This is a genomic window from Chlorobiota bacterium (genome assembly GCA_016700335.1).
Lineage (GTDB): Bacteria > Bacteroidota > Ignavibacteria > OLB7 > OLB7.
In genome coordinates this window covers 1388513-1400753 of the sequence record CP065014.1, presented here as the reverse complement: position 1 = coordinate 1400753, position 12241 = coordinate 1388513, and the positions used below count along the sequence as shown (strand labels likewise).

9 protein-coding genes and 1 tRNA gene are annotated in these 12241 nt (G+C 27.2%); 3 read left to right on the top strand and 7 right to left on the bottom strand.

The genetic code is table 11. From position 1 onward, the window contains the following. Positions 1-6: 6 nt before the first annotated feature. The 6 genes from IPP08_05760 to IPP08_05735 form a co-directional block, all read right to left on the bottom strand. On the bottom strand, positions 7-957 hold the full coding sequence (locus IPP08_05760; protein QQS67668.1) for an acetyl-CoA carboxylase carboxyltransferase subunit alpha: 951 nt from the start codon (positions 955-957) through the stop codon (positions 7-9). Positions 958-1029: 72 nt separating this feature from the next. Further along, complete coding sequence (locus tag IPP08_05755; GenBank protein QQS67667.1) at positions 1030-1692, bottom strand: hypothetical protein; 663 nt, start codon at positions 1690-1692, stop codon at positions 1030-1032. Next, on the bottom strand, positions 1676-2227 hold the full coding sequence (locus tag IPP08_05750; GenBank protein QQS67666.1) for an adenylate kinase: 552 nt from the start codon (positions 2225-2227) through the stop codon (positions 1676-1678). Before IPP08_05750 ends, IPP08_05755 begins: the two co-directional genes overlap by 17 nt. Then, a complete protein-coding gene (locus IPP08_05745; GenBank protein QQS67665.1) occupies positions 2214-3419 on the bottom strand; it encodes a hypothetical protein in 1206 nt (401 codons plus the stop codon). Before IPP08_05745 ends, IPP08_05750 begins: the two co-directional genes overlap by 14 nt. Next, positions 3419-4087 carry a DUF4149 domain-containing protein gene (locus IPP08_05740; GenBank protein QQS67664.1) on the bottom strand — a complete coding sequence of 223 codons (669 nt, stop codon included), beginning with the start codon at positions 4085-4087 and terminating at the stop codon, positions 3419-3421. Before IPP08_05740 ends, IPP08_05745 begins: the two co-directional genes overlap by 1 nt. 81 nt (positions 4088-4168) lie before the next feature. After that, a tRNA-Ser gene (locus IPP08_05735) sits at positions 4169-4255 on the bottom strand. A 226-nt stretch (positions 4256-4481) separates the two neighbouring features. On the opposite strand from IPP08_05735, the gene IPP08_05730 reads away from it, so the two are divergent. The 3 genes from IPP08_05730 to IPP08_05720 all read left to right on the top strand — a co-directional run bounded on the left by IPP08_05730 (position 4482) and on the right by IPP08_05720 (position 10304). After that, positions 4482-6782 (top strand): T9SS type A sorting domain-containing protein, encoded by a 2301-nt coding sequence (locus IPP08_05730; protein ID QQS67663.1) that lies wholly within the window; start codon positions 4482-4484, stop codon positions 6780-6782. 128 nt (positions 6783-6910) lie between these two features. Next, positions 6911-9619, top strand: coding sequence for an Omp28-related outer membrane protein (locus IPP08_05725; protein ID QQS67662.1), 2709 nt, complete (start codon positions 6911-6913; stop codon positions 9617-9619). 1 nt (position 9620) lies between these two features. Further along, on the top strand, positions 9621-10304 hold the full coding sequence (locus IPP08_05720) for a T9SS type A sorting domain-containing protein (protein ID QQS67661.1): 684 nt from the start codon (positions 9621-9623) through the stop codon (positions 10302-10304). 77 nt (positions 10305-10381) lie between these two features. Here the strand turns inward: IPP08_05720 and IPP08_05715 are convergent, their stop codons facing one another. Further along, entirely contained in the window at positions 10382-12208 is a 1827-nt protein-coding gene (locus IPP08_05715) for a hypothetical protein (protein QQS67660.1), read from the bottom strand. Positions 12209-12241: the final 33 nt, after the last annotated feature.

The window sequence follows — 12241 nt, the reverse complement described above, 5'->3', positions numbered from 1 at the left end:
TATGAACTAGTTGTTCCATATACCTATTTTGTCATAACGTAGATGACGTTTGTTGAGCAATTCTTTTATATCTAATGAAATTAATTCTTTGACTTTAGATAATATTTTGTTTTTTAATTCTATTGAAGTTTCTTCGTAATTAACATGAGCTCCACCTAAGGGTTCCTTAATTATATCATCTGCTATTCCTTGTTTAATTAAGTCAAAAGCAGTAAGTTTTAAAGCCTCTGCTGCTTGCTCTTTGTAATCCCAACTTTTCCATAAAATACTTGAACAAGATTCTGGAGAAATTACTGAAAACCAAGTGTTTTCCATAACCATCAAACAATCTCCCATTCCAATCCCTAATGCTCCTCCTGATGCACCTTCTCCAATAACTATATTTAATATTGGTGTTCTTAACTTAGCCATTTCAAATAAATTCCTTGCAATTGCCTCTGCTTGTCCTCGCTCTTCTGCTTCTATTCCTGGGTATGCTCCTGGAGTATCTATAAAAGTGACTACGGGCATTTTAAATTTTTCAGCAAAACGCATTAACTTTAGTGCTTTTCTGTAACCTTCTGGATTTGGCATACCAAAATTTCTTTTCAAATTCTCTTTGGTATCATGTCCTTTTTGATGACCAATTATAACTAATTTTAAATCTTCAATTTGAGCAATTCCCCCAACAATCGCCATGTCATCTCCATGACTTTTATCACCATGTAGTTCAATAAAATCTGAACAAATTAATTTAATATAATCTAATGTATAAGGTCTGTCTGGATGACGAGCCAACTGAACCCTTTGCCACCGTGTAAGTTGAGAATATATACTAACCTTTAACTCTTCTACTTTGTTCTCTAAAACTTTAATAGCAGGTCCAATATCAAGTTCTTCAGACATCCCCTTCATTTCAGCAATTTTATCTTCTAAATCTAATATAGGTTTTTCAAATTCTAGTACGTATTTAGCCATTAAAGTTTTATGATTTTAGCAAAATTAATAACTTATTATATAAAAACAATATATTAATTGAAACTTTTTGTATTATTTGTTTTTTCTTGGAAATGGTAATTTTTTACAGAATTCATCAACTAAATTAAGTAAAGTTGAATTTACAGTTCTAGGGAATTCTTTTTCTACTTTTAAAAATCCAGAACTTATTACTTTACTTAACTTTAAATCTAACAAAGAATAATTAAACTCTGTAATTTCATTACCAACTTTATCCTTATCTTGAATTGATGACTTTTGGTTACTTATCCTTAAATTATCAATTACTATAAAGTAATCTATATTTCCATTTTTATTTAACAAATTCATCTTATCCCAATTTTTAGGAATACAACTATCAAAATCAGCAACTAAATTAATTGGGTAGAATCCAGCAACAGATTGTTTGTAAAAATGTAAAATGTTAATTTCATTTTCTAAGTCTAATTTAAAAATAGAAGGTATTTCTGAAGTAAATTCATTAAAAATTACTTCCTTAACACTTCTTTCATCAACACCACGTATAACCCCAACTCCTATTGGGTTGTCAATTTTAATATTATCAGAAATTGGAGAAATTAACATTATAGATTTATTTCTAAAATCATCATCTTTATAATAAGGCAAAGTAATTCTATTGCTAGAAGAACATGAACTTAAAATTGAAGTAACTATAACTATTAAGAGTATTAATTTAAAATTAACAGTTTGTTTCATATAATTTTTTTAAAAATAAATTTGATTCACTATTAGATCTTAGTCTAATAATTTTGGTGTTGATTTGATTCTTGTTTAAAAGTATTTTTGAATACATTTTTCTTCTTTTAAAATATGTATTTAACATCCATAAAACTATCGATTCTTTAGATAATATCATTGACAAAGACTCAGTATTTTGATGCCATAGTTGTTCATTTCTAATATACCTTTTAAATGTCCTTTTTACAATTCTAAATAATGTGAAAAAGAAGGGATAATCTAAAATTATAATTGTATCAAGTTTACTTTCAAAAACATTTCTAAATCTTGAATAGTTCCCATCTATAACCCATTTTTCATAAGTTATAATTACTTTAATTTTTCTAATAAATTCAGTATCATCCGATTCAACCCAATTTGCATTCCAATACAAACTATCTAACTCAATATATTTTATATTTAAAATGTTTGCTACACTTTTTGAAAAAGTAGTTTTCCCTGATCCACTAGTTCCAATAACATTTATATTATTAAAAAAATTAAAGTTGCTCATACAAATAATCAATCAATTTTAAATAATTTTCAGATGCATCAATCTTTCTTCTTTTCATAACAATTTTAGCTAGTTGAATTGCATCCTCTTTTCTAAATTTAAAATTCTCATCTAAACCCCATGCAAATGATTTTATATTTTTACTTGGGAAATTTGACCCAAATATATTTGCAAAAACTCCAACAATTGTTCCAGTATTTAACATAGTATTTATACTAGTTTTAGAATGATCACCGATTATAGAACCAAGTAATAATCTACCTGTATTAACAGTCTTATTATTTAATTGAACTTTAATTTCTCCATAATTATTTTTCAAATCTGAAGTATTCGTATCAGCTCCTATATTGACCCATTCTCCAATGTAACTATGTCCCAAAAAACCATCATGCTGTTTATTGGAATATCCAATAATTATAGAGTTTTCAACTTCACCACCAATTTTACAATTTTTACCGATAGATGTATTTTCATAAATTTTAGCTCCAATTTTAATTACACTATTATCACCTATAAAACAAGGACCAACTATAACTGAATTATGCATTATTGAAACATTATTTCCAATTAGTATAACTCCAGAAGATGCATCTAATATGACACCACAACCAATTTTACAATCCTCTCCAATTAATATGTCTTTTTCATTTACTTTGTAAATTTCATTGAATTTATTTGTTGATTTATCAATAAAAAACTTTCTATCATAACTAATTGCATTTGAATTATCTTCAATTAAGTCCCATAAATAACTATAAATTTTATACAAAGAGCTATCTATAATTTGTTGATTTTTCAAACTGTTAATAACTTTAAAATCGAAGTTAGAATTTACAATTAATTGCATTACTTCTTCATCAACATTAAAAGCAATTATCACTTGATCTTGAGTAATTACCCAATTATTTGATAAAGGAAAACTACTAAATAATTCATTTGATAAAAAAACTTTTGAATTAATAAAAATTGAATTTGGAACAGATTTTGAATTTGAAAAATATGGTGCAATATCATCATATATTCCAGATAAATATTCTCTTCCAAATAGAATAATATTTGAATTAGAGGTAATAAATTTCTTTAACCTTTCAAATTGAGTATAAGCACCAACAAATACGCCGCTTAAATGTTTTGTTAGAACTATTGGATTAAAATTGTTAACTTCAGAGTCTTCAAATAAGCAATATCTCATTAGTTAATTGGATTTTGATTTTTATCTGTTTGTTCCAAATTGATTGAAGTAGAAATATTTGGTACTTCATTTTGTTTTTCAGGAATAATATCATTTGAAATAGGATTTCTAACAATTTCAATTTTAGCCGTTTTTAAATCTGGAATTAATTTTTTATTACTCTTAAATTTTTTAATCTCATTTTTTTCATCTGAAGCAGTATTGTTCATTACTAAAAGAATAAAACTTAACCCAAGAATTGTTTTAACTAATGTTGAATATTTTTTATGACCAAAATCAAATTCAGTTTTAAGTAAAAGTTTTTCTTTAGGTATTTCATCAAAATTACCAATAGCTATTCTTATTTTATCCATTCTTGGTAATAGCTCAGTGAAATTATAAATTGAAATTCCTAAAACAACTACTGATAATATTGTAGCTAACCAAAAAGATTTTTTTTTGTAAGAAATTACTTTAAATAAAAATGATGAAAATAATACTATTGAACAAATTATATGTAAGTAACACATTCTATAGAGAATAGCTACATTTAAAGAACCTGCTATTGATTTGTTAGGAAGCATACCAGATTTAAAAACCAATGGGGCTACTATTACCCCAAAGAATAAAATACTACCTAAAATAATTGCAATTGAAAGATAAATTAAAATATTAAAAACTACTCTCATTGATTCAAATAAAATTTTAATTAAAAAGGGGACTAAATATAATTGATATTGTTCCCCTTTTAAAAATGATTAATTTATAGGCGGAAAGAGAGAGATTCGAACTCTCGGTGCATTTTCACACACAACCGCTTTCCAGGCGATCCAGTTAAACCACTCCTGCATCTTTCCAATTTATTTTTACAAAGTTATCTTGAATAGATTATTTAACAATAATTATTTTATATTACCAACTGAAACTTTTACAACTACTTTGGTGTCAAGCTAATAGTATTATAAAAGATATTATTGTGTATTTGCTGTAAATTAATTACTTTAGCAATTAATTTTTAAATGGGAATTTTAATATTTTATTAATATATATAGCTGTTATTTTATAACCAAACAATTTTAACCAATGAAGAAATTAATTTTTAACTTTTTACACATCACTGCTTTAGTTGTATTGATGTTAGGAGTATGTAATAATCATGCTTTTTCACAAGCTCAAAAGCATGTACTCATGTTAGAAAAAATTACTGGTGGGTGGTGTCCTCATTGCACATTAGCAATGCCAGTTTTTGATAATTTAAGAGAAAAATATCCAGAATCTATTGTTCTAGCTAGTTATAGTAGCGCAAATGGTGAAACTAGAAGTACAGCAGCAGGAGATAAGTTCATTGCAAAAGCTGGGTTTGGAGGTTATCCTACCATGGAAATTTCTAGAATTACTTTTTCAGATGGAAAAGGAGGCTCTGTCAGAGCTTTAGGGTTCAGTACAAATACAGATGGTACAACAAGTAATTTTGCAAGTACTATTGATCAAATTTTAAATAATGAACCAAACGCTAAAATTAATGTTGAAATAGATAATTATAATTATGATCCAGCTTCAAAAAAAGTTAGTGCAACAATTACTTGCCGATTTAACGTTGATATGCCTACTCAAGTTAAATTAAATTTAAGTAATGGGGGTACTGCAACTGGACCAATGGGTTATTACCTATCAGCAATTCCGATTGAAGATAAATTAATTTACGATCAAGCAGATGCTCATAATATCCCAAACAACAACATTCACAATGAAGTTGTTCGTGGGATGTATCCTAATGAAAATGGATTGCAATTAGTAATTCCGGCTAAGCAAATTGTAAATAATATGGTTTTAGCTGGTACAGTTATAACAAGCAATATTAATTTTACTTCACTTGTTACTGTTCCTGAAAATGGCAAAACAATCTTTTGTATAGCTGATAATTTTACTTATAACAATGTTATTAATTATAACACTATTATTCAAGCTCAACAAGTTGATTTAACTTCTAAAGTTTCACCTGCATATGAATTAATTGCAAATGAAACAACTAGAAACGTTGAAGCGAATACTGAACAAAATTTTGTATTTACAATGAAAAATCTGCAAACTGTACCGGTAACAGTTAGTGTTAAGCCAACAGAAATGACTTTCCCAACTGCTCCAGGTTGGAGTGCTAAGTTAAGTTTTGGGTCTACATATAACGATTTATCTACAGGACAAGCATTGACTAAACCATTACAACCTAATGAAACTGCAACATGTACATTAAAGGTAATGGTTGGTAATACTCCTGCTTCTAAAGGTACAATAACTTTAGATTATTCTTCACCACAAGGTAATCCAACAATTAGCAAACAATTCGTTATCAATGTAAATGCTGCTCCTCCTGCATTTGAGTTCAGTAATGGACCAACAGAAAAATCAACAAAACCAACAGAAGTTGTTGAATATACAGCTACAGTTAAAAATTTGAAAACATCCCCAATTTCTGTAAATTTAAAAGTATTGAGCGTTCAAAAACCAAGTACACTTTGGAAAACTGAATTATGTATTAATGGAAATTGTAATGATGCAGCTGATGGACAAAAAATTACTAAAACTATTCCTCCTGGTGAGTCATTAGTTTACACTATAAAAGTAACTTCTGGATCTGTTAAAGGAGAAAAATCTTTAGTTAAGTTAAACGTTTCATCTCCTGATGGAGATCCTGATAAAGATGTGATATTTACAACTACAGCAATGGGACCTGCATTCACATTAAGTACACCTGTAATTAAAAAAGCTGTTAATGCTGGAGATAATGCAATCTTTGATGCAACTTTGACTAATAATTATTCTTCTAAAACAAATCTAAAAATTTCTGCATCTAAAGTTACACTTCCATCAGGTTGGAAAATTGCAGTTGGAACAGATGGTTTCTTTGAACCAATAAAAGAAGGAGATAAAGTTGATCAGATTTTAAATGATAATGAGCAAATTAAATTTGGTATCAAAGTTACTACTTCTAAAGCTGGGGATGAAGTTGGATCTATAACTTTGAAATTTGAAACTACAGATGGCTTTGTTTCTTATGAAGAAACTTTCAAGGTAGCATCAAACCAAGGTGGTTCTGGTGTTTCATTTGAACCAGTAATCGCTGGTGGAGTTACTTTTAATCAAAATTTCCCAAATCCTGCAAGTTTAAAAACAAATTTTGAAGTTGTTTTACCATCTTCATTAAATACATCTTTAACTGTTTTTTCACAAGATGGTAAAAGTCTTATTACTTTAAATCAAGGTAAATTGTCTGAAGGAAAACATATAATCGAAGTAAATGTTGAAAATCTTCCTAGTGGAAATTATAATGTGATGTTGAGATCAGGTGATCAAACTTTGTATCGCCAAATGAATGTAGTTCGTTAATAATAAATTGTTAAGAGTGAATTTATTATAATCTAATATGGCGTTATATAACTTAAAAAAGTTTTGTAACGCCTATTATTTTTAACGATATTTGTATATGTTAATTACTATCAATTCAAATTTATTTAATGAAAAACATTTTTCAAATTAGTTTTCTTTACTTATTGTTAGTTTTGTTTAATCATAATTATATTATTGCTCAATGGACTGAAATTGAACCATTACCCAAACAAAAGAATTTATCTATGAATACTTTTTTAAAGGGTACAATATATTCATTTGGTGGAATAGGTGATTATGGTGGTTCAATTACAAGCGAGACTCAATCATCTTGGAAATTTACTGGTTCTCAATGGACTCCAATTAAAAATTTACCAATTCAAAGATCTGCTGGTTTTGCTGGAGCTGTAAATGGAAAAATTTATATAATTGGTGGAAGTTATAGTATTGGAAATGATTTAAAAGTTTATTTCAACAATAATGTTACAGAATATGACCCTTCATCGAATTCATATGATAGTTTAATGAGGCAACCAGAACCTTCTAGGTATATGGCTGGCGCTGTTGTTGATGATAAAATAGTGCTTATTGGTGGTGAAGTTTTATCTCAATCTGGTGTTAACCTTAAGGAAGAGTCAGAAAACTCTGCTATTTATGACCCAATTTCTGGTTCATATGATGTTATTGAAGGTCCATATAAATGTTCAAAGTCTGTAGCTGGTGTTGTTGGAAATACAATTTATGTTGTTGGTGGATCAGATGACCAAACTCAGTATTTGAAAAAAGCTTTCAAAGGTACTTATAGTAATGGATCTATTACATGGAGTAAAATTGCAGATTATCCAGTAGGAGTAACATTAGCTTCGGGTGGAGTTTCTAATGGTAAATTCTACGTTTGTGCTGGAGCAACTGGAAAAAGCACTATAAATTCATGTTATTATTATGACCCATCAGATGATAAATGGAAAACTACATATGCACTTCCTATAATCAATTTACAATCATCTACAAATATGCCAGGAGATGGGAATGCTATGTATTATGTATCTGGATTTTATGGAGATAAGGTATTTAAATTTGTTGATGGTGGTTTGTCTTTTCCTATTGGAAGTATAAGTGATACAACTGTTTTATTATTAGCAAAAACTTCTGAGGAAAAAGTATTTAAAATTAAAGTTTCAAACAATGGTGCATCAACACTGCAAGGAGCTATAACAACTGGAGTTAGTTGGCTAACTGGCTCTTCAAGTACTTTAAATGTTGTGCCGGGTAGTTCTACAATTTTCACTTTTACAGCAAAAAATGTTACTGAAGGAAATTATAAAACTATTTTGAAATTTGGTACTAATGAAAAAGATAGAAATGAAATTTCAGTAACTGTTAGATTTTATGTTAGAAAAAATTTGAATCCACAAAAAAGTAAAGTTTTAGTTGAGGAGTTTACAAGTACTGGCAACCCCAAAGCTAAAGATGCAGATAAAGAAATTCTTGATTTAATTGAAAGTTATGGTGATGAAGTTGTTATTGCTCAATATCACATAGAATCTGGTACCCCACTAGATAAATTGAAAACTCAAGAAGGAGATTTACTTGGCACTTCCTTTGGAATTAGAACAATTCCCAGAGCTTCTTTCAACAGATTTTTATTCCCTTCTCAAACAGAAAGAATGTTGGAAAGTACAACTTTTGATTCTTGGAACGGTTGGGCTGGAACTTTACTTGAAAATATACCTGAAGCTCCGGTTTCAGCTAATATTGAAGAATTGTCTTATGATGATGGAGATAAAAGTGTAAATTTAACATTAGGAATTGAAACATTTCAACCATTGTTTTCATCAAGTAAATTTTATGTAACTGCAATTGTTACTGAAGATAATATAAAAGCCACTCAAAGAGATGGTAGTACTACAAACAGTAATTATATTCATAATCATGTTGTTAGAACTATGGCACCATCTAATATTGGTTCTCCAATTATTTTTGAAACAAATTCAATTGAAGATGGAGTAATTATTCCTTCTTCTAAATCAAAAGTTAAACTTACATTTAATTCTAAAGTTCTTGATGGTACCAAAGGAAAACTAATCTTGATAGTTCATAGAAATGAAAATAACAAACCAGCAGAAATTTTACAAACTTTAGTTACTGATTTACAACCTGAATTAATTGATAAACCATTCGATGTAACTGTAAGAACGGCAACTAAATTATGTACAACAGGAGATACTGTTGTTTTTCAGTCTGTTGTTAGTAACAAAATTAATCAAAGTTATCCTATTAAGATTACTAGAATTAATAACCAATTACCAACTTCTGATTGGTCAAGTGCTATAGGAAAAGATGATGTATTTCTTCCGATAAGTGAAAGTGGTCCAGTTTCTCATACTTTAAATAGGTTAGATACTCTTAGGATTAATTTAAAAGTGGTTGCAGGTTCTATTCTAACTCCAACAGGACAATCAAAAGTTACTATAAGATATTCAAGCCCTTTGGCTACTCCTTCAAGTGTTGTCGATAAAATCTTTACATTAAAAGCTGATGGTCCTATTGTAAGTGTTGAAGAAGAAAAATCAATTTCACAATTGTCGAATATGAGTTTATCTCCAGTTCCAACTAAGAATTTATTAAATATTAAATTTAAGAATCAGATTAATACTAAGTTAATTATTCAAATTTTAGATTTGAATTCTAAAATTGTGATTTCTAGTTTATATAATAATGGAGTTTCATTCAAAGATATTTCATTAGATTTGTCAACAGTTATTAGTGGAAATTACATTTTAAATGTTAGCGATGGTCAAAACATAGTTTCAAATAAATTAATTATAGTAAAATAATATGAAAATAAATTTAATTCAAAAAATTTTAGTTTTAGTTTTGTTATTGTCTGCAACTAAATTTTTAAAGGCTCAACAATCTTTCAGTATAAAACTTACAGATACTGTTAGGTTTATTCCTTCTGGAAAATCTCATGATTATCATTTAATATTAAAGAATTTAACTGATAAAGAAATTTCAGTTACTGCAGTAATGGAAGATACAAAATTCCCAAGTGCCGACTGGAGTTGGAGTATTTGCATGGGTGAGCTTTGTTTTCCACCAGGAAGCAATCCATCTGCCCCAGCAGTAATTCCTGCTAAGGGTGAAAGTGAAGTTAAAGTTGGTATTGTTGCAGATGATTTTGCAGGGGTTGCTTGCTTCAAACTCAAATTTTCAAATGCTAATGAAATTAAACAATTTGATTTATGCTCAATTGGAAATGTAAATGAGATAATTTTTGTAGAAAAATTATTTCCAAATCCTGTATCAAATAAATTTAATATAACTTTACCTAACAATATTAATGCAAAATCAGATTTGATTATTTATAATTCGAATGGATATTTAGTTAGTAGTTTACAAACAAATATAGAAAATGGTAAAACTGAAATAGATGTATCCTCTTTATCTAATGGTAGCTATCAATATGAAATGATTATTGGTACAAAAAAAATTAGTGGTTCTTTTATTGTAATCAAATAGTTAAACTTCTTAAATTTAAAAACTCAAAGTAATAAAAATACTTTGAGTTTTTTTATTATAAATTACAAGCTTTTTTTTTAATCAATAAATGACCAATTAACACCAAAGTTAAAACTCCTTGATCTATATGGAAAGCCAATAATAGTTTCAAAATATGAATTAAAAACATTATTTAATCCAATATTTATAAATGAATTCCCAATTCTACCAGTTAGATTAGTATTAACATTATAATTATTAAATGAAGTAAGTTCACATCCAATTTTAAAGTTGACTTCTAAATTTTTGTTAAATAGTCCTAATAAATATTCAACTTGATTATTAGAATAGAAAGAATATATTAAATCTATATTTTTAAAATAATAATTATTAGATGAATATATTGTAAAGTTAAAAAAAGGGAATTTAAAACTCAAACTGACACCACTTTTTTCAGAAATCTTTTTTAAATTCTTTTCTTTCATATAAAAAATACTTGTGTTTAAACAATTCTCATCTAAAAGCCTTGCACCTAATTGAAAATAAGAATCTACAAACTGATCAATTTTAACTTTATCTTTTAAAATTAAATTCTTACAAAAAGATGAATATAAATGAAAATTTTCATTTATATAATAAACATAATCTAAACCATAAATTGAATTAACACCTCCTTCATAATAAAATTTTGTACCTAATGTTATTTTTGAATAATCAGTGTAAAAATTATATAAAGTTCCAATTTGGTAATAAGTTTTTTTTGAAGTATTACCTAAATTCAATGTAATATCTAAATCACTATTAATAAATTCTTTTGAATAATTTAGAGTTATTGTTTTATCAGTGGTAAACTTTGTAGAATTTCTAGGAGTTAAAGATATAGTATTATTGAGTGATGTAAAATAATCTGATTGGTAATTTAAAGTTAAGATTATATCTATATTTTCTTTTTCATTTATAATGTAATCTCCACATATACCTAATAAATTATAAACATTAACTTTAGTAAGTGTATCATTAACAACATCCTTTGGATTTAATATTGACATGGAGTCATTAATGATTCCCATACTTTCTCCGATAGAATTACTGGAATAAATGTTATCAATATTTATATTGAATTTTGTTGACAAAGGGAAATATAATTGAGCTCCAAGAGTGGTTATAATTTTCTTTTGGTTATTAAAGTCTCCATTACCTTTAATTTGTCGAAATCCAACAGAAGTATTAATTTTATTATCAAATGATCTTTTATAATTCCCATCAAATATTGTTGAAGAGTTGTAATTATTACAGAACATTAGATTAGTATAACTACCTATAACATTATCATTCTTACTGTTAAGTAGAATTGAAATTGGTACAGAATTGTTTGAATTTATAATTGAGTTGATTCCATATTCAAACTCAATGTTATTTATAAATAAGAGAGGAAGAAAATCAATGTTAAACTCATCATTAAAATTCAAATTATTTAAATTATAATCTGAACCTTTTAATTTAATCCCTTGATAAATTAAATCCTTATATAACCCTGCTTGGTTTCCTGAATTTGGAGTGAATAAATAATTTGATAACAAATTATTGTATGGACTATAATCGCCACAAACTACAGAATTCATTATTTTAAATTCATCTGAATAATCAAATAATTTTGAATCAACTATTTCAGTATTTGAAGTTTCATTAGTTTTTATATAAGTAATTAAACTAGTTTTTTTATTGACTGAATCAGTTTTTATTGAACTAGTTGTATCATTATATACTAAATCATCGGAATCTAAAGTATCATCAGTTTCAATATCATTTGAATCATTTGATTTTATTTTATTTGTGTCAACTTTTATTTTTGATCTAAAATCTGTTTGAGATTTACAAACACTAAACATTAATAAACATCCAAATAGAATTACTAGATACTTCATAAATAACATATTCTAAAACTTAATTTTTAATTC